The 17,954-nt window shown below is 46.9% G+C and carries 25 protein-coding genes and 1 pseudogene; 23 read left to right on the top strand and 3 right to left on the bottom strand.

The features are described from left to right. Positions 1 to 31 precede the first annotated feature (31 nt). On the bottom strand, positions 32 to 3,130 hold the full coding sequence (locus tag GLV81_RS13750; protein WP_197428325.1) for a VPS10 domain-containing protein: 3,099 nt from the start codon (positions 3,128 to 3,130) through the stop codon (positions 32 to 34). 380 nt (positions 3,131 to 3,510) lie between these two features. Between GLV81_RS13750 and rpsJ the strand changes: the two genes are divergently transcribed. From rpsJ to map, 23 genes and pseudogenes are all read left to right on the top strand, one after another. Next, positions 3,511 to 3,816 carry a 30S ribosomal protein S10 gene (gene rpsJ / locus GLV81_RS13745; RefSeq protein ID WP_157479374.1) on the top strand — a complete coding sequence of 102 codons (306 nt, stop codon included), beginning with the start codon at positions 3,511 to 3,513 and terminating at the stop codon, positions 3,814 to 3,816. A 218-nt stretch (positions 3,817 to 4,034) separates the two neighbouring features. Then, complete coding sequence (gene rplC, locus GLV81_RS13740) at positions 4,035 to 4,805, top strand: 50S ribosomal protein L3 (RefSeq protein WP_246186012.1); 771 nt, start codon at positions 4,035 to 4,037, stop codon at positions 4,803 to 4,805. After that, on the top strand, positions 4,753 to 5,385 hold the full coding sequence (gene rplD, locus GLV81_RS13735; RefSeq protein WP_157479373.1) for a 50S ribosomal protein L4: 633 nt from the start codon (positions 4,753 to 4,755) through the stop codon (positions 5,383 to 5,385). Before rplC ends, rplD begins: the two co-directional genes overlap by 53 nt. Positions 5,386 to 5,411: 26 nt before the next feature. After that, positions 5,412 to 5,711, top strand: a complete 300-nt coding sequence (gene rplW / locus GLV81_RS13730; RefSeq protein WP_157479372.1) for a 50S ribosomal protein L23 — start codon at positions 5,412 to 5,414, stop codon at positions 5,709 to 5,711. 81 nt (positions 5,712 to 5,792) lie between these two features. Continuing rightward, positions 5,793 to 6,632 (top strand): 50S ribosomal protein L2, encoded by an 840-nt coding sequence (gene rplB, locus GLV81_RS13725; RefSeq protein WP_157479371.1) that lies wholly within the window; start codon positions 5,793 to 5,795, stop codon positions 6,630 to 6,632. A gap of 77 nt (positions 6,633 to 6,709) precedes the next feature. Further along, positions 6,710 to 6,979 (top strand): 30S ribosomal protein S19, encoded by a 270-nt coding sequence (rpsS, locus tag GLV81_RS13720; RefSeq protein ID WP_157479370.1) that lies wholly within the window; start codon positions 6,710 to 6,712, stop codon positions 6,977 to 6,979. A gap of 91 nt (positions 6,980 to 7,070) precedes the next feature. Beyond that, on the top strand, positions 7,071 to 7,406 hold the full coding sequence (gene rplV / locus GLV81_RS13715) for a 50S ribosomal protein L22 (RefSeq protein WP_157479369.1): 336 nt from the start codon (positions 7,071 to 7,073) through the stop codon (positions 7,404 to 7,406). 125 nt (positions 7,407 to 7,531) lie between these two features. Beyond that, positions 7,532 to 8,224, top strand: a complete 693-nt coding sequence (gene rpsC, locus GLV81_RS13710) for a 30S ribosomal protein S3 (RefSeq protein ID WP_246186011.1) — start codon at positions 7,532 to 7,534, stop codon at positions 8,222 to 8,224. A 53-nt stretch (positions 8,225 to 8,277) separates the two neighbouring features. Further along, on the top strand, positions 8,278 to 8,697 hold the full coding sequence (gene rplP, locus GLV81_RS13705; RefSeq protein WP_157479368.1) for a 50S ribosomal protein L16: 420 nt from the start codon (positions 8,278 to 8,280) through the stop codon (positions 8,695 to 8,697). A 107-nt stretch (positions 8,698 to 8,804) separates the two neighbouring features. Beyond that, a complete protein-coding gene (gene rpmC, locus GLV81_RS13700; protein ID WP_157479367.1) occupies positions 8,805 to 9,014 on the top strand; it encodes a 50S ribosomal protein L29 in 210 nt (69 codons plus the stop codon). 39 nt (positions 9,015 to 9,053) lie between these two features. After that, positions 9,054 to 9,311: a 30S ribosomal protein S17 gene (gene rpsQ, locus GLV81_RS13695; RefSeq protein ID WP_157479366.1), complete on the top strand. Its 258-nt coding sequence runs from the start codon at positions 9,054 to 9,056 to the stop codon at positions 9,309 to 9,311. Positions 9,312 to 9,432: 121 nt separating this feature from the next. Next, a complete protein-coding gene (gene rplN / locus GLV81_RS13690; protein ID WP_157479365.1) occupies positions 9,433 to 9,801 on the top strand; it encodes a 50S ribosomal protein L14 in 369 nt (122 codons plus the stop codon). A gap of 83 nt (positions 9,802 to 9,884) precedes the next feature. Then, positions 9,885 to 10,222, top strand: a pseudogene (rplX, locus tag GLV81_RS13685) (50S ribosomal protein L24). Then, a complete protein-coding gene (gene rplE, locus GLV81_RS13680; RefSeq protein ID WP_157479364.1) occupies positions 10,222 to 10,797 on the top strand; it encodes a 50S ribosomal protein L5 in 576 nt (191 codons plus the stop codon). Before rplX ends, rplE begins: the two are co-directional and overlap by 1 nt. Before the next feature lie 96 nt (positions 10,798 to 10,893). Beyond that, positions 10,894 to 11,163, top strand: a complete 270-nt coding sequence (gene rpsN / locus GLV81_RS13675; RefSeq protein ID WP_157479363.1) for a 30S ribosomal protein S14 — start codon at positions 10,894 to 10,896, stop codon at positions 11,161 to 11,163. Between the two features lie 110 nt (positions 11,164 to 11,273). Continuing rightward, positions 11,274 to 11,672 carry a 30S ribosomal protein S8 gene (gene rpsH / locus GLV81_RS13670; protein WP_157479362.1) on the top strand — a complete coding sequence of 133 codons (399 nt, stop codon included), beginning with the start codon at positions 11,274 to 11,276 and terminating at the stop codon, positions 11,670 to 11,672. A 96-nt stretch (positions 11,673 to 11,768) separates the two neighbouring features. Further along, on the top strand, positions 11,769 to 12,323 hold the full coding sequence (gene rplF, locus GLV81_RS13665) for a 50S ribosomal protein L6 (RefSeq protein WP_157479361.1): 555 nt from the start codon (positions 11,769 to 11,771) through the stop codon (positions 12,321 to 12,323). Positions 12,324 to 12,393: 70 nt separating this feature from the next. After that, positions 12,394 to 12,747, top strand: a complete 354-nt coding sequence (rplR, locus tag GLV81_RS13660) for a 50S ribosomal protein L18 (RefSeq protein ID WP_157479360.1) — start codon at positions 12,394 to 12,396, stop codon at positions 12,745 to 12,747. 84 nt (positions 12,748 to 12,831) lie between these two features. Then, entirely contained in the window at positions 12,832 to 13,350 is a 519-nt protein-coding gene (gene rpsE / locus GLV81_RS13655) for a 30S ribosomal protein S5 (RefSeq protein ID WP_157479359.1), read from the top strand. Positions 13,351 to 13,438: 88 nt separating this feature from the next. Then, positions 13,439 to 13,627, top strand: a complete 189-nt coding sequence (gene rpmD / locus GLV81_RS13650) for a 50S ribosomal protein L30 (protein WP_157479358.1) — start codon at positions 13,439 to 13,441, stop codon at positions 13,625 to 13,627. 123 nt (positions 13,628 to 13,750) lie between these two features. Continuing rightward, a complete protein-coding gene (gene rplO / locus GLV81_RS13645) occupies positions 13,751 to 14,200 on the top strand; it encodes a 50S ribosomal protein L15 (RefSeq protein WP_157479357.1) in 450 nt (149 codons plus the stop codon). 86 nt (positions 14,201 to 14,286) lie between these two features. Next, entirely contained in the window at positions 14,287 to 15,624 is a 1,338-nt protein-coding gene (gene secY, locus GLV81_RS13640; protein WP_157479356.1) for a preprotein translocase subunit SecY, read from the top strand. A 110-nt stretch (positions 15,625 to 15,734) separates the two neighbouring features. Further along, complete coding sequence (map, locus tag GLV81_RS13635) at positions 15,735 to 16,565, top strand: type I methionyl aminopeptidase (protein WP_246186010.1); 831 nt, start codon at positions 15,735 to 15,737, stop codon at positions 16,563 to 16,565. Between the two features lie 72 nt (positions 16,566 to 16,637). Here map and GLV81_RS13630 read toward each other — a convergent pair whose 3' ends face one another. Together GLV81_RS13630 and GLV81_RS13625 are read right to left on the bottom strand one after the other, a co-directional pair. After that, positions 16,638 to 17,171 (bottom strand): nuclear transport factor 2 family protein, encoded by a 534-nt coding sequence (locus GLV81_RS13630; protein ID WP_157479355.1) that lies wholly within the window; start codon positions 17,169 to 17,171, stop codon positions 16,638 to 16,640. 101 nt (positions 17,172 to 17,272) lie between these two features. Continuing rightward, positions 17,273 to 17,905, bottom strand: coding sequence for a YiiX/YebB-like N1pC/P60 family cysteine hydrolase (locus GLV81_RS13625; RefSeq protein WP_197428318.1), 633 nt, complete (start codon positions 17,903 to 17,905; stop codon positions 17,273 to 17,275). Between the last annotated feature and the right edge of the window lie 49 nt (positions 17,906 to 17,954).

Below are 17,954 nucleotides of genomic sequence, written 5' to 3'. Positions count from 1 at the left end.
AGCCGGAGTTATCCGGCTTTTTTTTCGTCTGTTATTTCGGTAAAAGAATGGCGGGTAATGCTTTGGCTTTGTACAAATCATTAAACGCAGGTAAGTCACGATTGATGATTTGGAGTAATTCGGTTTCATAATTTGTCCATGCTGAAAGCAAGGTTTGTAATTGCTTTTTATGGCCTGCAGGAACGATGGGTTGCTGAGCATTGTCTACCCGGCCACGCAGGTCGAGCAGTTCCGCACTCAGCCGGTTGTAATAATTAATGACATCCTGAAATGTTTCCTGCTGGGTAGTAATGATTTGTTTTTCCCATGCATTGATTTTTGCAATCAAGGTTTTGCCGGTTTTTACCAACGTATCCGTATCAGCAATACCTTTTAGTTGTGTGTTCAATTGTTCAACTTGTTGTTTTACCGAACGCATACGTACTACAGATTGATGCATGTTGGTTACTGCAGCATCAATCTGTTTGCAAAACGCATACTGCTCATCAAAAGCATTGGCAGATGCTTGTACTCTTGGATCTTGCAACACCTGTAGCGTAGCATCGCTGCTTGTAGTGCCTGCTTTCAAGGTTACGCTATACGTTCCGGGTGGTACACTAGCGCCACGATAATCTGCATTCAGGAATTGGCCTTTGATGCCAGGCAAACTTTCGTGCCGCAAATCCCAATTGAATTTGCGCAGTCCTTCTTCTGTTGGCAGCAAAGGCTCAGGAGCAGGGCCACCAGGGTAGCCACTTACTTCGGCATCATTTTTCCAGCTGTTGTATTGGCGTATGGTGTCGCCTTTTGCATTGCGAATGATGAGGCTAATGCTATCAGTTTTTGCTGGTAAATAATAATACAGTGCAGCGCCTTCTGCAGGGTTGGCGCCCACTTGCGGACTGCCGCCGCTCCAGCCTGTTTTCACGGTTGGTTTCGATGTAAACAAAGTAGCGGTTGGCGGTAATTGATCTTGCAGTTGCTGCAAGGGTGAGAGGTCATCTAAAATCCAAAAGGCACGGCCGCTGGTGGCAGCCACCAAATCGTTGTCGGCAATGGTGAGGTCATTGATGGCCACCACTGGCAGGTTGAGTTGGAAACGCTGCCAGACCAGTCCGTCATTCGTGCTGATGTACAGGCCCCTTTCGGTGCCGGCATACAGCAGACCTTTTTTTACCCGGTCTTCCCTTACTACCCTGCAAAAGTCTTTGGCTTCAAAGCCGTGGATTTGTTTGCTCCATGTTTTGCCATAGTCGTAGGTAATGAAAACAGCAGGAGAGAAGTCATTCATTTTGTAACCTGTGGTTGCAATGATGGCTTTGCCCGGTGTGTGGTAAGATACCTCGATGCTGTTGACGAGTGATTCGCTAAGACCTGCAGGGGTTACATTGCTCCAGGTGTTACCGCCGTCGCGGGTGAGGTGTACCAGGCCGTCGTCGGAGCCGGTCCATATTTCACCCTGTGTAATAGGAGAGCAGGCAATGTAAGCGAGGGTATTGTACACTTCGCCACCTGCCCCTTCATTGGTAAATGGCGCTCCACCATCGCCTTGTTTGGTACTGTCATTGCGGGTGAGGTCTCCGCTGATTGCTGTCCAGCTTTGGCCAGCGTCGGTGGTTTTGAGCACTTTGTTGCCACCGTGGTAAATAATAGCCGGATTAAACGGATCAGCCACAATGGGGGCATTCCAGTTGAAACGATAGACTTGTTTTTTGGGTATCACCCCTAATCCAATGGTGGGGCTGGCCATCACGTCTTTAGTGCTGCTGAGTTTGCGGTCGAGCACTTCGATATTACCCTGGTAGCTACCACCAAAAACCTTTACCGGATTGTTGGGGTCAAAGGCAAGGAAAGCACTTTCACCGCCGGGGCCAAAAGTCCATTGTTGCCAATCAACGCCCCCATATGGGCTTTTGCTGGGAACAATAACGGCAGAATTGTCTTGCTGGCCTGCATACAAGTTGTATGGGAACTGCTTATCGGCAATGACGCGGTAAAACTGTGCGGTGGGTTGGTTTTGCTGGCTGCTCCAGCTGGCCCCGCCATTGAAAGAAATATTGGCGCCGCCGTCGTTGGCGTTAATCATCCTTTTATTATTGGCCGGGTCTATCCACAGACAGTGGTTGTCGCCGTGTGGCGCGGGCAGGTTGGTAAAAGTTTTACCACCGTCAATCGATTTGAGTGCCGGCGCATTGAGCACATACACCGTGTTTTGATCTTGCGGGTCGGCAAATATTTCGATGTAGTACCAGGCTCGGGCAACTGTTACCCTTGCTTTGCTTGTTTGCGACCATGAGTCGCCGCCATCATCGCTGCGGTAAACGCCACCCAGGCCATCTTCGCTTTCAATATTGGCATATACACGGTTGGGGTTGGCCCTGCTTACATCAATGGCGACCTTGCCCATGTTGGCAGGCAGGCCCTTGCTCATTTTGTGCCAGCTGTTTCCGCCATCGGTGCTTTTGTACAAGCCGCTGCCCGGGCCACCGCTGCGCACCAGCCAGGGCAGCCTGCGATGATCCCACATGCCGGCATATAAAATACGTGGGTTGGTCATGTCCATACTCAAATCAGCACAACCTGTATTGTCATCAACAAACAGCACCCGGTCCCAGCTGCGGCCACCATCGGTGGTTTTGTAAATGCCCCGTTCGTCTGTAGGACCATGAATGGCTCCCTGCGCCGCTACAAACACGATGTCGGGGTTGGAAGGATGAATGCGGATGGCTGCAATATGCATGGTATTGGTAAGGCCAATGTGTTGCCAGGTTTTGCCGGCATCGGTGCTTTTATACACGCCATCGCCGGCGGAGGTCATTACACCACGTGGGGCGTGTTCGCCCATGCCCACATATATCACATTAGGGTCGCTTTCGGCTACGGCAATGGCACCCACGGAACCGGTATTGAAAAAACCATCGGAGATGTTGCGCCAGCTGATGCCGGCATCTTCGGTTTTCCAAACGCCGCCACCGGTGCTGCCCATATAGTAAATGAGGGGTTGGCCCGGCACGCCGCTGCAAGCTACCGAACGGCCCCCACGGGTAGGACCCAGGTTTCGCCATTGCATGCCCTGCAAATGGTCGTTCCAGATTACTGATGGGGAAGGAGCAGGAGTTGTTTTCTTTTTACTGCTGTTTTGGGCAGTCAAGCTTAAGCAAGCAACCATCGAAATGGCGAACATCAATACATGTCTCATAAATATGTGATATAGGGAGCTGTAAGTTAATGGTTTGAGTTGAGTGGAGATAGCTGCGTAGTGTATTGCCGCTGATGGGCCCGGGATGTGGAGGGCTTGGCCACGGCCGGCGGGTGCAACCCGTGCCGGCAAGGGGCGGAACCCCGAAGCAGCCCGATATGTAGCTGAGATATGCACAGCAGCTGGTGGCCCCCCAATGGGGATTTGTGGGAAAACTGGCCCGAAAAACAGACATTTGCCCCCGGATTGGTAAAAATGTTTCAAAAAACTTTTGCCTGATAGTTGAATCCCATTACCTTCGCATCCCAATTCGAAAAAAGGGTCTTTGAATTATGAGTCAGCGGATACGTATTAAACTGCAATCTTACGATCACAACCTGGTTGACAAATCAGCCGAGAAAATTGTGAAAACTGTGCGGAGCACAGGTGCTGTGGTAACAGGTCCAATTCCTTTGCCAACACACAAAAAGATCTTTACTGTACTGCGTTCACCGCACGTAAACAAGAAAGCTCGTGAACAATTCCAACTGAACACGCACAAGCGTTTGTTGGATATCTACACCAGCAGTAGTCGCACAGTAGATGCCCTGAGCAAACTGGATTTGCCAAGTGGTGTTGAAGTTGAAATCAAAGCGTAACAAGCTGACCAAGTGGGGCGAGGCTCCACATCAGAACAACAAAGCAATCATCTCTCAATCCGGCCAAAGGGACGTGAAAAAAGAGCTCTGATTTTACATAACTCTCACTACCAAGTGAGCCAAACATATGAACAAGCCTTTCAGGGTTTGTTTACTACCGGTACTTCCCCTCTGCAAAACGGCGGAAACAAAGGAAAAGGTCGGTAGCTAAACTGGGATTGAATTCGCCTCTGCGCGGATGTCCTCTTAACTCTGCCGGGCACAAACCGATATCAATGAAAGGTATTATTGGAAAAAAAATCGGGATGACCAGCATATTCGATCCCAATGGTAAGCAAATAGCTTGCACCATAGTAGAAGCTGGTCCCTGTGTTGTATCGCAGGTGAAAACCGCCGATGTAGACGGTTACAATGCACTTCAGTTGGCTTACGGCGAAAAGAAGGAAAAGAATGCTACTAAAGCAGAGAAAAATCACTTCGCTAAAGCACAAACTGCTCCCAAATCATTTGTAAAAGAATTTCGTGACTGTACGCTGGAGAAAGCTCTTGGCGAACAAGTCACTGTTGACATTTTTGCCGAAGGCGAAAAAGTTGACGTTGTGGGTACCACCAAGGGTAAGGGTTTCCAGGGTGTTGTAAAGCGCCATGGCTTCCACGGTGTTGGTGAGCAATCACATGGTCAGCACGACCGCCAGCGTGCCCCCGGTTCTATCGGTAACTCATCTGACGCCAGCCGTGTATTTAAAGGTATGCGTATGGCTGGCCGTATGGGTGGCGACAGGGTAAAAATGAAAGGCCTGAAAGTGGTGAAGATTTTCCCTGAAAAGAATTACATCCCTGATCAGCGGATCAGTTCCCGGCCACAATGGTTCAATCGTTTTAATCCAGAAGTAATTGTAAACCGTGCCGGCCCGGCCGGTGAGAAACGAAAAAGTTATGACAATCGAAGTTTTAAATACAGCAGGTCAGAAAACTGGCAGAACAGTTGAGCTTCCCGAAGAAATCTTCGGTACCGAGCCCAATGATCATGTGATTTATCTGGCTGTAAAACAATACCTCGCCGCTCAGCGTCAGGGTACTTCAAAAGTAAAAACCCGTGCCGAAGTACAAGGTGCCAGCCGCAAGCTGCACAAGCAAAAAGGTACTGGTGGTAGCCGTAAGGGTAACATCCGTAACCCATTGTACCGCGGTGGTGGTACCATTTTTGGACCTAAGCCTACTACTCACGACCAGAAGTTGAACCGTAAGGTGAAGGATCCGGCTAAAATTGCTGCTCTGAGCTACAAAGCCAAAGAAAGCGCCATCGTAGTGGTAGAAGACCTGAAGTTCGATGCTCCCAAAACCAAAGCTTTTGCTGGCGTAATGCAGGGCCTGGGTGTAGCAGATAAGAAGACGTTGTTTGTATATCCTGAACTGGATACCAACTTCTACCTCAGCCTGCGCAACATCCCCAACGCTGCTGCTATTGAGCTGGCCGACATCAACACTTACGATATCGTAAATGCTGACGTAATGGTCCTCACTGAATCAGCTGCTAAAATCTTCACCGAAGAAGGTACTGAAGCTTAATTAAGAACCGAATAATTCTGATCGAAATGAAACTGACAGATGTATTAATAAAGCCTGTGTTGACCGAAAAGGTGAACAAGCAAATTGAAAAGAAGCGCAGCTACACCTTCATCGTAGATCGTAAGGCCAACAAGCTGGAGATTAAAAAAGCGGTTGAAGAATTCTATGGCGTAAATGTAACTGACGTGAACACGTTGGTAATGCCCGGAAAAGCAAAGTCTCGCTTCACCAAGTCTGGCTTTATCAATGGCCGCAAGCCTGCCAAAAAGAAGGCAGTCGTAACTGTAGCAGAAGGCGAAGAAATTAACCTGTACGGCGAAATCTAATCCACTGCAACTCAAACAAAAACAAGAATGGCAACCAACCGCCGCGAAGTGTTGAAATAAACCAACTCAGAACTAAGAAAAATGGCACTGAAAAAATACAAACCAATGACCGCCGGTACCCGCTGGAAAATTGGTAATGCGTATGCTGAAGTAACCACTAACAAGCCTGAGCGTAGCCTGCTGGAACCAGTGAAGAAATCTGGTGGCCGCAACGCACAGGGCCGTCGTACCATGCGCTATATTGGCGGTGGTCACAAGCAGAAGTACCGTATCATCGACTTCAAGCGTAACAAGCAAAACATTGAAGCAACTGTACTGACTGTAGAATACGATCCAAACCGTACAGCTTTCATCGCTCTGGTAGAATATACCGATGGTGAAAAGCGCTATATCCTGGCTCCACAGGGCATTCAGGTTGGTCAGAAAGTAATTTCTGGTCCTACTGTAGCTCCTGAAATTGGCAACTGTCTTCCTATGAAGAACATGCCTTTGGGTACCAACGTCCACAATATTGAAATGCAGCCTGGCCAAGGTGGCAAGCTGGTACGTAGTGCCGGTTCTGCTGCTCAGCTTACCAACAAGGAAGAAGCTTACGCTGTATTGAAAATGCCTTCTGGCGAATTGCGCAAACTCCTCATCAATTGCTACGCTACTGTAGGTGTAGTAAGCAATGGCGACCATAACCTCCAGAGCCTCGGTAAAGCAGGTGCTAACCGCTGGCGTGGTATCCGCCCCCGCAACCGTGGTGTGGCTATGAACCCTGTAGATCACCCAATGGGTGGTGGTGAAGGCCGTGCTTCTGGTGGTCACCCACGCAGCCGCACTGGTAAGTACGCCAAAGGTGAGAAGACCCGTACCAAAGGCAAAGGCAGCGATAAGCTGATTCTCCAGCGCCGCGACGGTAAAAAACTGGCTAAGTAATTTGAGAATTGATTTAAGCTTTTACAGAAACCAATTCAATTTTCAAATCCTCAAATTTTCAAATTAACGAATTCAATATGGCTCGTTCAATTAAAAAAGGTCCCTACGTTGATGCCAAACTCGAGAAGAAAATCGTGAACATGGCAGAAGGCAAAGTGAAGAAGGGTGTTATCAAAACCTGGAGTCGTCGTTCTACCATTACTCCTGATTTTGTAGGCCAAACATTCGCTGTGCACAACGGTAACAAATTCATCCCTGTGTATGTAACCGAATTCATGGTTGGTCACAAGCTTGGTGAATTTGCTCCTACCCGCAACTTCAGAGGACACGCCGGTAGCAAAAAATAAATTGTTTAAATGTTGGTGGTTTTTGGTTGGCAGTTGTTTGAGATTCTTCTGCAACAAAAACTAAAAACCAAAAACCTGAAACTGAATAAAAATGGAAGCAGTAGCTAAACTGAGAAATTATCCCACTTCGCCCCGCAAAATGCGTTTGCTGGCCGACCTGATTCGTGGCATGAAGGTTGATCAAGCCCTGGCTGTATTGGAGCACAACACCAAGCACAGTTCTGTACCGCTGGCTAAGTTGGTTAAGAGTGCTGCCTTTAACTGGAAAGCAAAGAATGATGGTGCTGACGAAAGTGCACTGGTGGTAAAAACCATTATGGTAGACGGTGGCCGTACCCTGAAGCGGATGCGTCCAGCTCCTCAGGGCCGTGGATACCGTGTACGTAAGCGTAGCAATCACGTAACCGTAACTGTAGACACCATCTAATTCTCACTAAACGAATTGTTCAAATTTTCAAATTGAAATAATGGGTCAAAAAGCAAATCCAATCGGTAACAGGCTCGGTATCATCCGTGGTTGGGACAGTAACTGGTACGGCAACAAGAAAGTATATGCCGACCGACCTGATCGAGGACAACAAGATCCGTACCTACCTGAATGCCCGTATCAACAAGGGTGGCATTTCTAAAATCGTTATCGAACGTACCCTCAATAAACTGATTGTAACCATCCATACTTCTAAGCCTGGTATCATCATTGGTAAAGGCGGTGGCGAAGTAGACCGTATCAAAGAAGAGCTGAAGAAGCTCACCGGTAAAGATGACGTACAAATCAACATCCTCGAAATCCGTCGTCCTGAAGTTGACGCTATGATTGTAGCTGATACTATTGCCCGTCAGATTGAGAACCGCATCAACTACAAGCGTGCCATCAAAATGGCCATTGCTTCTGCTATGCGCATGGGTGCTGAGGGTATCAAAATCAAAGCCAGTGGCCGTTTGGGTGGTGCTGAAATTGCCCGTAGCGAAGAAATCAAAATGGGTCGTACCCCATTGCACACTTACCGTATGGATATTGACTACGCCAGCCTGGCTGCTCAAACCGTGTATGGTAAAATCGGTTTGAAAGTATGGATCTGTAAAGGTGAAGTACTGACCAAGCGTGACCTCAACCCGAACTTTGTAGGCACTGGCAGCGGTCTGAGCGACCGTCGTGGTGGCGAAGAACGTGGTGGTGACCGCGGTGGCCGTGGTGGAGACAGAAGAGGTGGTGGTGATCGCCGCGACCGTGGAGGCCGTCGCTAATTGCAACAGGCAACCAGCTTCAACTAATTGTAAATATTCAAATACGTAGATAAATGTTACAGCCGAAAAGAACCAAGTTCCGCAAGCAACAAAAAGGCCGCATCCGCGAAGTGGCTAAGCGTGGCGCTACCATTTCATTCGGTTCGTTTGCCCTGAAAGCACAGGAACCTATTTGGTTGAACAACCGCCAGATCGAAAGTGCCCGTCAGGCAATGACCCGTGCCATGAAGCGTGAAGGTAGTGTGTGGATCCGTGTATTCCCTGACAAAATCATTACCCGCAAGCCTGCCGAAGTGCGGATGGGTAAGGGTAAGGGTAACCCTGAATTTTGGGCAGCCGTAGTAGAACCAGGTCGTATCCTGTTCGAATGCGACGGTGTACCGATGGAAGTAGCCCGCCAGGCTATGGAACTCGCCGCTCAGAAGTTGCCAATCAAAACCAAGTTCGTTGTACGCCGCGACTACCAGGCGTAATGATGCGAATAAGTGCTGATGTGCTGATGTAACGATTTCAGGCATGCAGCTGAAAAAAATTATTCATTAGCAGATTAGCAAATTGGCTAATCATCAAATTGAAAAAGATGTCTAAGAAAGTTGACTTCAACAAAAGCCTGAGTGAAATAAGCATCGACGATCCGAAGGTTCGCATCAGCGAAGATGAAGTGCGCCTGAAGAAACTCACTTTTGCGCATGCCATCACTCCGCTGGAAAATCCGATGAGCATCAGAGACCTGCGTCGCGACATTGCCCGCTTGAAATCCGAACTCAAGAAAAGGGTACTGGTAGGCTAATTTTTAATTGAAAAGTAGTTCAGCAAAATATTGAACCAAATGGAAACCAGAAATCTTCGTAAGACCAGGATTGGTGTAGTAGCCAGCAACAAAATGGATAAAACCATTACTGTAGCTGTTGAACGTAAAGTGAAGCACCCTATCTATGGTAAGTTCGTGAAAAAAACTACCAAGTTTCATGCTCACGACGAAAAGAACGAGTGCAGCATTGGCGACACCGTAAAAATTATGGAAACCCGCCCTCTCAGCAAAACAAAGCGCTGGAGACTGGTAGAAGTAGTTGAGAAAGTGAAATAATCAGCTAACAGCTGCAAGCTGCATGCTTCAAGCTTTTCGCTGGTGTTGTATAACATAGCAAAAGCCTCTGACAAATTCGTAACATCATTAGCCCGAGTGCTAAAGCTAAAAAGCTAACAAAATGATTCAGCAAGAAAGCCGGTTGAACGTAGCGGATAACAGCGGTGCCAAAGAGGTACTATGTATTCGTGTATTGGGCAACAGCGGACAAGACTACGCCGGTATTGGCGACAAGATTGTGGTTACTGTAAAGGACGCAATTCCTGGTGGCGGTATGAAAAAAGGTACCGTAGCCAAAGCCGTTATTGTACGTACTAAAAACAAACTGCGTCGCAAAGACGGATCTTACATCCGTTTCGATGACAACGCCGTTGTAATCCTGAACAACTCAGACGAACCACGTGGTACCCGTATTTTCGGACCCGTTGCCCGTGAGCTTCGCGACAAAGGATACATGAAAATTGTATCGCTGGCTCCAGAAGTACTGTAATGCAAAACGCCGAAGGCAAAGTGCTGAAAGCGAATTTCAATAACTGCGTTAAGCGTTAAGCGTTACGCATCAAGCTATAAAGTATGACTAATCGTTTCAAACCAAAGTTCAACATCAAGAAAGGTGACAACGTTGTTGTTATCACCGGTGATGATAAGGATCTGAAAAAGCCCCGCGTTGTACTGGCCGTTTATCCTGACAAGGCTAAAGTGCTGGTAGAAGGCGTAAACATTCAGACCCGCCATACAAAACCTACAGCACAAAACACCCAGGGGGGTATTGTGAAAAAGAAGCACCCATTGCTATCAGCAACGTGCAACTGTGGGATGCCAAAGCCGGCGCTGCAGTACGTGTAAAGCGTAGCCGCGACAACGGTAAATTAGTTCGTATTTCTAAAAAATCCGGGGAGGTTATTAAATAATGGCAACTACAAATTATACTCCGCGCCTGGCAGACAAGTACAAAGCTGAAGTTGTACCTGCCCTCATGAAGAAGTTCGGTTACAAAACCATAATGCAGGCTCCCAAGCTTACCAAAATTTGCTTGAACCGTGGCGTTAATGGTGCTACTGCCGATAAGAAACTTGTAGACATCGCTATTGAAGAGCTGACTACCATTACTGGTCAAAAAGCTGTAGCTACAATGTCTAAGAAGGACATCTCAAACTTCAAGCTCCGTCGCAACATGCCGATTGGTGCCCGTGTTACCCTCCGTGGTGATCAGATGTTTGAATTCCTCGATCGTTTGATTTCAGTTTCACTTCCTCGTGTACGTGACTTTAAAGGCATCAACGATAAGAGCTTCGACGGCCGTGGTAACTATACCATGGGTGTTACTGAGCAAATTATCTTCCCTGAAATCGACATCGACAAGGTGAACAAAATCACTGGTCTCGATATCACTTTCGTAACCACTGCCCGTACCAACGAAGAGGCTTACGAACTGCTGAAGGAAATTGGTCTTCCTTTCAAGAACATCAAAAAAGACAACAACTAATAAAACCAGATCCCAAAGGAATGATTCCCAAATTCCTGAGGAAACTAAGCAAGCATACTTAGGATTTGGAATTTTAAAATTTGGAATTTCATTTTTATGGCAAAAGAATCAGTTAAAGCCCGTCAGCGTAAGCGTGAAGCTACCGTAGCCAAGTTTGCAGAAAAGCGTGCCGCCCTTAAGGCCGCCGGTGACTATGCAGCATTGGATCAGCTTCCCCGCAATGCATCGCCTGTACGCCTCAAAAACCGTTGCCAGTTGTCTGGCCGTCCTAAAGGTTACATGCGTCATTTCGGTATCTGCCGTAACATGTTTCGCGACATGGCACTGGAAGGTAAAATTCCTGGCGTGAAAAAAGCAAGCTGGTAATTGCTCTGGCAATCGCCACAAGCAAGCAACTTCATTCAATTCATTTTAAACTAAAATCCAATTATTCCGTCCTGAGTTTTTCAGGAGCCGGAATGTAGGAGGGAAATCATATGGTAACTGATCCTATCGCAGACTTTCTGACTCGTATTCGGAATGCTCAAATGGCCAACCACCGCATCGTGGAAATTCCTGCTTCTAACCTGAAGAAGCGCATGACCGAAATTTTGTACGAAAAAGGATACATCCTGAAGTACAAGTTTGAAGACGACAACAAGCAAGGTCTTATCAAAATCGCTTTGAAGTACGACGTGAATACCAAGCAGCCTGCTATCACTTCTCTGGAGCGTATCAGCCGCCCCGGTTTGCGTCAGTATGCTAAGCCTGCCGACTTCAAGCGTGTAATGAACGGCCTGGGTATTGCCATTGTGAGCACTTCTAAAGGTGTAATGACCGACAAAGAAGCCAAAGCTCAGAATGTAGGTGGCGAAATTTTGTGCCACATCTATTAATCGATTGTATTTGGGCGGTCTGTTTATTTAAGCCTTTTAGTCGGGGCTGAACGCAGGTCACTCTTTTGATTCACATATTTAAACACAACAACGACTATGTCTCGTGTAGGAAAAAAACCGGTAACTATCCCCGCTGGTGTTACTATCACTGTAAGTGGCGATAACACTGTTACCGTAAAAGGCCCCAAAGGCGAATTGAAGCAAACGTTGGATCGTGACATTCAGGTAGAAATAGCTGAAGGTACTTTGACTGTAGGTCGTCCTACCGATCAAATCCGCCACCGTGCATTGCATGGTTTGTACCGTGCCCTTATTGCCAACATGGTAAAAGGTGTAACCGAAGGTTTTGTAAAGAAAATGGAACTGGTAGGTGTGGGTTACAAAGCCGCAAACACTGGCAACATTCTCGATCTTTCTCTCGGTTATTCGCACAACATCATTATCGAAATTCCACAAGAGCTGAAGGTGACTACAGCTCAGGAAAAAGGTAAGAACCCCGAGATTGTAATTGAAGGCATGGACAATCAATTGCTCGGTCAGGTTTGTGCCAAAATCCGCAGCCTGCGTAAGCCTGAACCATACAAAGGAAAAGGTGTTCGCTTTGCTGGCGAAGTGGTTCGTAAGAAAGCTGGTAAATCTGCTGGTAAATAATCATCGGTAACCGGTTGTAATAACTGAATTAAGAAAATAGCGCTCCTGTACCGGAGCCGGAGGATATAAAATGGATAAGAAAGTCATTTCAAGAAAGAAAATCCACTACCGCATTCGTAAGCGTTTGATCGGTAGCGCTGCCAAGCCTCGCCTGAGCGTATTCCGCAGCAACGCTGACATTTACTGTCAGCTGATTGACGACGCTAATGGTACTACATTGGCCGCCGCCAGCAGCCGCGATAAAGACATCGCTGCTCAAAAGGTAACCAAAACTGAAAAAAGCAAGCTGGTAGGCAACGCCATTGCCCGCAAAGCAGCCGACCTGGGTATCACTACATGTGTATTTGATCGTGGTGGTTTCTTGTATCATGGTCGCATTAAGGCTGTAGCCGACGGTGCCCGTGAAGGCGGTTTGACCCTCTAATTTTCAGTGTTTGTCAATCCAAGCGATCAAACATCAACAATCGTAAAACTTGCCTGCCCTGCAGGCTCAATTGAAAAGAATAAAATGGCAAAAGCTATCGTAAACCGCGTAAAAGCCGGCGACCTCGAACTGAAAGAGAAGGTTGTAGCTATTAACCGTGTTGTAAAAACCACCAAGGGTGGCCGTACCTTCAGCTTCTCCGCCCTGGTAGTGGTAGGCAATGAGAATGGTGTGGTAGGTCATGGTTTGGGTAAGGCCAAAGAAGTACAGGAAGCCATCACCAAAGGCATTGAAGATGCCAAGAAGAACCTGGTGAAAGTGCCTGTAATGCATGGCACTATTCCTCATGAGCAGTTTGTAAAAGAAGGTGCTGCTAAAGTATTGCTGAAGCCAGCTGCACATGGTACCGGTGTAATTGCCGGAGGCAGCATGCGTGCCGTACTGGAAAGCGCTGGTGTTACAGACGTGCTGGCTAAGAGCCTCGGTTCTGCCAACCCGCACAACGTGGTAAAAGCTACATTCACTGCTTTGGCTACATTGCGTGAGCCCATTCAGGTAGCCAAAACCCGTACTGTTTCTCTGAAAAAAGTATTCAACGGATAATTAGTTTGACGGGCGAAGCAAGAGGTGCTTTGATCCGAACGATCATCACATTTCATGCCTCATTCCTTCAACTTCAAACCTCATAACGATGAAGAAGATCAAAATCACTCAGGTTAAAAGTGTGATCGACCGTCCGGAGCGCCAAAAGAAAACGATGGAAGCTCTCGGCCTGCGCAAGATGCATGCTACCGTAGAAAAAGAAGCCACTCCACAGATTTTGGGAATGGTGGAAAAAGTATTGCACCTGGTAAAGGTGGAAGAAGTGGCTCAAGCCTAAATTCGCAACCGAAATTCTTGATTCCAAATTCCAATCTTCATTCGATGTATTGGAATTTGGAATTTAATTATGCTCATTTTTTAAGCGAGGGGCGCTAACCCCGTAAAGTAAAAACTAGTAGTTATGAAACTGCACAATCTCAAGCCTGCCGAAGGCAGTACGCACAGTGAAAAACGTTTAGGTCGTGGTGAAGCATCTGGTAAAGGTGGTACCTCAACCAAGGGTAACAAAGGTCAGCAGCAACGTGCCGGCTACGCCAGCAAAATGGCTCATGAAGGTGGTCAGATGCCTATCCAGCGTCGTATCCCCAAGCGTGGTTTTAAAAACCCACATCGTGTTTCTTACACTGTATTCAACCTGGGTCAGGTAGATCAGCTGGTTGAAAAATATGGTCTGACTGAATTCAGCCTCGATAATCTCTACATCAATGGTCTCATCAACCAGTCTGCTTTGGTAAAAGTACTGGGTGCCGGTGAACTGAAAAGCGCCATCACTTTCAAAGTGAACGCTGTAAGTGAAAAGGCCAAAGCTGCTATTGAAGCGGCCGGTGGAACTGTAGAAATCCTGAACTAATCGGGCAGTACAAAAGTTCCTTTCGCCACGCCGAAAGGAACTCTTGTTTTACCTACATTTGAGGCCCTTTAAATTGACTGAATTCCGTGAAGAAATTTATCGAAACACTGAAGAATATCTGGACGATTGATGAGCTGCGCCAAAAGATAGTTGTTACGCTTGCCTTATTGATCACCTATCGCCTTGGTACGCACATCGTGTTGCCAGGTATTGACCCCAATGCACTGGAAGCAGTGAAGGGCAAAACGACCGGCTTGCTGGGTCTGTTCGACCAGTTTGCAGGTGGTGCCTTCTCTCAGGCTTCTATTTTGGCCTTGGGTATTATGCCTTACATCTCTGCTTCAATTTTTATGCAGCTGGTAACCATCCTGGTTCCTCAGTTCCAAAAAATTCAGAAGGAAGGAGAAAGTGGCCGCAAGAAAATCAACCAATGGACCCGTTACCTCACAGTATTGGTAACGGTGTTTCAGGCTGGTGCTTATATCACCTACCTGCAGAGCCCCGGTTATAAAGAAGCATTGATTCCTGCTTACGAACCTTTTTTCGTTATCAGCACCATCATTTTGCTTACTGCGGGTACACTGTTTGTAATGTGGTTGGGTGAAAAAATCACCGACAAAGGATTGGGTAACGGTACTTCCCTCATCATTATGGTGGGTATCCTGGCTCGTCTTCCACAAAGCTTTTTGCAAGAATTTACCGCTAAGAACTCAAAAGGTGGTGGGGGTGTGTTGGTATTCATTATTGAAATTGCCATCCTCGTTGCTATCATCATGGGCCTGATTGTATTGGTACAAGGTGTTCGCAAAATTGCGATCAACTATGCCAAACAAATTGTTGGCAACAAGCAGTTTGGCGGTGCACGTCAGTTCTTGCCTATCAAGGTGAACAGTGCTGGTGTAATGCCAATCATCTTTGCTCAGGCCATCATCTTCATCCCTACCATTTTCGCCAAGTTTGATACTACAGGCGATTTCATGAAGATTTTGAACGACCATAGCAACGGTTGGTACATGCTGATTTATAGCGTACTGGTAATTGGTTTTACTTACCTGTATACCGCTATCATCTTCAACCCCAAGCAAATTGCTGAAGACCTGAAGCGTAATAATGGTTTCATTCCCGGCGTAAAGCCTGGTCAGCCTACTGCTGATTACATTGGCTCAGTAATGGATAAAGTGACCTTGCCAGGCGCCATCCTGCTGGCCTTCGTAGGTATTCTGCCTGGTGTAGCCCAAAAGCTGGGTGTAACCGGTGGCTTCAGCAGCTTCTTTGGTGGTACCAGCTTGCTCATCATGGTAGGTGTTATCTTGGATACCCTCCAGCAAATTGAAACCCACTTGCTGATGCGTCAGTACGATGGTTTGATGAGCGGTGGCCGCATTCAGGGCCGTCAGGCTGTGAGCAGCTCACCCATTGGATAAGACATTTTGTATTTGATGTTTTTATAAAAATACCTGTCTGATAAAGGCAGGTATTTTTTATTCGTCTTTAACCCCAAGCTTGCCAAAGGCTTCGTTTCTTTGCAACCTTTATGAGTTTGTTTAAAAAATACAAGGAAGTGATTTACCTCAAGAATAAAGAAGAAATAGAACTGATGCGCCACAGCAACCTGCTGGTGGGCGAAACCATTGCTACACTTGCCGCCATGCTACGTCCGGGCATTACTACTTCGCAGCTGGACTTAACTGCTGGCCAGTTCATTCGCGACAATGGCGGTGTACCCAGTTTTTTGAATTACAACGGCTATCCCTACAATACCTGCATTAGTGTAAATGACGCTGTTGTACATGGTTTTCCTGACAATCGTGAATTGAAACCCGGTGACATCATCAGCATTGATTGCGGTGTGTTTAAAAATGGCTTTCATGGTGATAGTGCTTACACTTTTGCCATTAAAGATGCCGATGCCGACGCTTTAGCCATGATGCGGGTTACAAAAGAATCGCTGTACAAGGGCATTGAAAAAGCGAGGGCCGGCAATCGCATTGGCGATGTGGCTTTTGCTGTGCAAGATTATGCAGAACGCCAGCACCCTTATGGTGTAGTTCGTGAGCTGGTTGGTCATGGTATTGGTCGCAAAATGCACGAAGATCCACAGGTGCCTAACTATGGTAAGCGGGGTACCGGTGCCAAGCTACAGGCCGGTATGACCATCGCCATTGAACCAATGGTAAATTTGGGTAAGAAAGAAGTATACACAGACGAAGACGGCTGGACCATCAGAACCAAAGATGGTAAAGTAGCTGCTCACTATGAGCACAGTGTAGCCGTGCAAAAAGATAAGGCTGATATACTGAGTTCTTTTGCTAGTATAGAAGCGGCTGAAAAAGCCAATACACATTTAGAATCGGCTTACTATTAAACTGAAGGCTGATGTCATCAATAAAAAGAGGATTCAATTGAATCCTCTTTTTTATTGCAATGAAGTAATCGCTTATTGTTTAGAAAGCGAATCAATGGCTTTACCGGCTTCTTCCAACGCACTACGTACTGTGTCGCTGTTCAAACCATCAAGAGCTTTTTGTGCTTCTTCCAATTCTTCGGTACTGGCACCTTGCTGCTTCATTTTGTCTTTACCCATGCTCATCAGGGTGTTTTTGTCGAAAGCTACTTTCCAGGCACCGTCTTCTTTTTTCAATTTAAAATCGGTTTTGTCTTTGCCATCAACACTTACACTTACTGTAGCCTCATCGCCGTTGATAACTGCATCACCGTATTCAATTTTCTGCTTGGCCATTTCCTGCTTCAGACTGTCTTTGTTGACTGGTGCAAAGCTCATGCCCATTTTCATCATGTCCAGCATGCTTTTGCTGTCTTTTGTGGCATGCTTGGCAGCCTCATCAATGTCCATGCTTTTGAATGCCTCAAAGAATTTTTTGGCAACGCCTTTAGGATCGCCGCTACCGCCAGAGCAAGCAGCCATAGCCAGCACAACAATGGCCAGCAGAGGGAGAAGTACTTTTTTCATCTGAGATGATTTGTGATTTGAGTGGAATTAAGTTGAAACAAATGTAGTGGCCAAAATTTAGCAGCAAAGTGAAGGGCCAAAAAATAATTCTACCGGTAATGTTAATAGCTGAACTGCTGAATAAACCGCATCAGTGGCGATGCCGACAGGTTATCAACGGCAACAAATGTTTTGTTGTTGATGCGGGTAAATTGAAACCAGCTGCTGTCTTGCAATACATGGCTGATGGCTTTGCTCACCATTTCGGCACAATACAAGCGGTCATCAGTTTGGTAATCAAACGCCATATCGAATGGAATGCCCTGCGCCCAAAGTGATTTGGCCTGTTGCCCAATTTGTAGCTGTTGTGTAGCTGTGGTGCCAGTGCGTACAATAGCCGCAGCCTTATTTTCAGATGGATGACAAAAGCTGTATAACGGCTCTCGTTTGATGCGTTGATCGGGATTGAACTCGCCGCCAATAGCGTGGTATACAAACACCGTATCCTGTTCAATATTCACAATACCGCAGTGGCTGTACCGCTTGTCGGTTTGGTTCATTTGTCGCAGCATTTCGCTGGTGATGTCTGTGCCCAGCCGCAGCAACACATCGCCTGATTGCAATGCTTTTTCCAGAGCCGGAAATATAACGGTATCGTATTGCTGCAGTCGACTGGTCTGATGCTGTTGCACCGATGCAGGCAGCGATGAACCGGCAGGCTTCGGTTCGGGTTGGGCACAGCTGTACCAAAGCAAAAGAAGAGATGGCAGCCAGTGCCATCTCTTCTTAGCATTGTCTAGTATC

The organism is Phnomibacter ginsenosidimutans (assembly GCF_009740285.1).
Classification (GTDB): Bacteria; Bacteroidota; Bacteroidia; order Chitinophagales; family Chitinophagaceae; genus Phnomibacter; species Phnomibacter ginsenosidimutans.
Note: the sequence above shows the minus strand (reverse complement) of the source record. Positions and strands in the feature narration are given on the sequence as shown.

What these genes read in the sequence shown, in the direction of transcription:
- rplB (WP_157479371.1), top strand. Translation starts at nt 5,793, where the DNA reads ATGGCACTGAAAAAATACAAACCAATGACCGCCGGTACCCGCTGGAAA.
- rplE (WP_157479364.1), top strand. Translation starts at nt 10,222, where the DNA reads ATGGCAACTACAAATTATACTCCGCGCCTGGCAGACAAGTACAAAGCT.
- rplD (WP_157479373.1), top strand. Translation starts at nt 4,753, where the DNA reads ATGACAATCGAAGTTTTAAATACAGCAGGTCAGAAAACTGGCAGAACA.
- GLV81_RS13630 (WP_157479355.1), bottom strand. Translation starts at nt 17,171, where the DNA reads ATGAAAAAAGTACTTCTCCCTCTGCTGGCCATTGTTGTGCTGGCTATG.
- rpsN (WP_157479363.1), top strand. Translation starts at nt 10,894, where the DNA reads ATGGCAAAAGAATCAGTTAAAGCCCGTCAGCGTAAGCGTGAAGCTACC.
- rplF (WP_157479361.1), top strand. Translation starts at nt 11,769, where the DNA reads ATGTCTCGTGTAGGAAAAAAACCGGTAACTATCCCCGCTGGTGTTACT.
- rpmD (WP_157479358.1), top strand. Translation starts at nt 13,439, where the DNA reads ATGAAGAAGATCAAAATCACTCAGGTTAAAAGTGTGATCGACCGTCCG.
- rpsJ (WP_157479374.1), top strand. Translation starts at nt 3,511, where the DNA reads ATGAGTCAGCGGATACGTATTAAACTGCAATCTTACGATCACAACCTG.
- rplO (WP_157479357.1), top strand. Translation starts at nt 13,751, where the DNA reads ATGAAACTGCACAATCTCAAGCCTGCCGAAGGCAGTACGCACAGTGAA.
- rpsQ (WP_157479366.1), top strand. Translation starts at nt 9,054, where the DNA reads ATGGAAACCAGAAATCTTCGTAAGACCAGGATTGGTGTAGTAGCCAGC.
- map (WP_246186010.1), top strand. Translation starts at nt 15,735, where the DNA reads ATGAGTTTGTTTAAAAAATACAAGGAAGTGATTTACCTCAAGAATAAA.
- rplP (WP_157479368.1), top strand. Translation starts at nt 8,278, where the DNA reads ATGTTACAGCCGAAAAGAACCAAGTTCCGCAAGCAACAAAAAGGCCGC.
- rpsE (WP_157479359.1), top strand. Translation starts at nt 12,832, where the DNA reads ATGGCAAAAGCTATCGTAAACCGCGTAAAAGCCGGCGACCTCGAACTG.
- rplV (WP_157479369.1), top strand. Translation starts at nt 7,071, where the DNA reads ATGGAAGCAGTAGCTAAACTGAGAAATTATCCCACTTCGCCCCGCAAA.
- rplN (WP_157479365.1), top strand. Translation starts at nt 9,433, where the DNA reads ATGATTCAGCAAGAAAGCCGGTTGAACGTAGCGGATAACAGCGGTGCC.
- rpsC (WP_246186011.1), top strand. Translation starts at nt 7,532, where the DNA reads ATGCCGACCGACCTGATCGAGGACAACAAGATCCGTACCTACCTGAAT.
- rplR (WP_157479360.1), top strand. Translation starts at nt 12,394, where the DNA reads ATGGATAAGAAAGTCATTTCAAGAAAGAAAATCCACTACCGCATTCGT.
- rpmC (WP_157479367.1), top strand. Translation starts at nt 8,805, where the DNA reads ATGTCTAAGAAAGTTGACTTCAACAAAAGCCTGAGTGAAATAAGCATC.
- rplW (WP_157479372.1), top strand. Translation starts at nt 5,412, where the DNA reads ATGAAACTGACAGATGTATTAATAAAGCCTGTGTTGACCGAAAAGGTG.
- rpsS (WP_157479370.1), top strand. Translation starts at nt 6,710, where the DNA reads ATGGCTCGTTCAATTAAAAAAGGTCCCTACGTTGATGCCAAACTCGAG.
- rpsH (WP_157479362.1), top strand. Translation starts at nt 11,274, where the DNA reads ATGGTAACTGATCCTATCGCAGACTTTCTGACTCGTATTCGGAATGCT.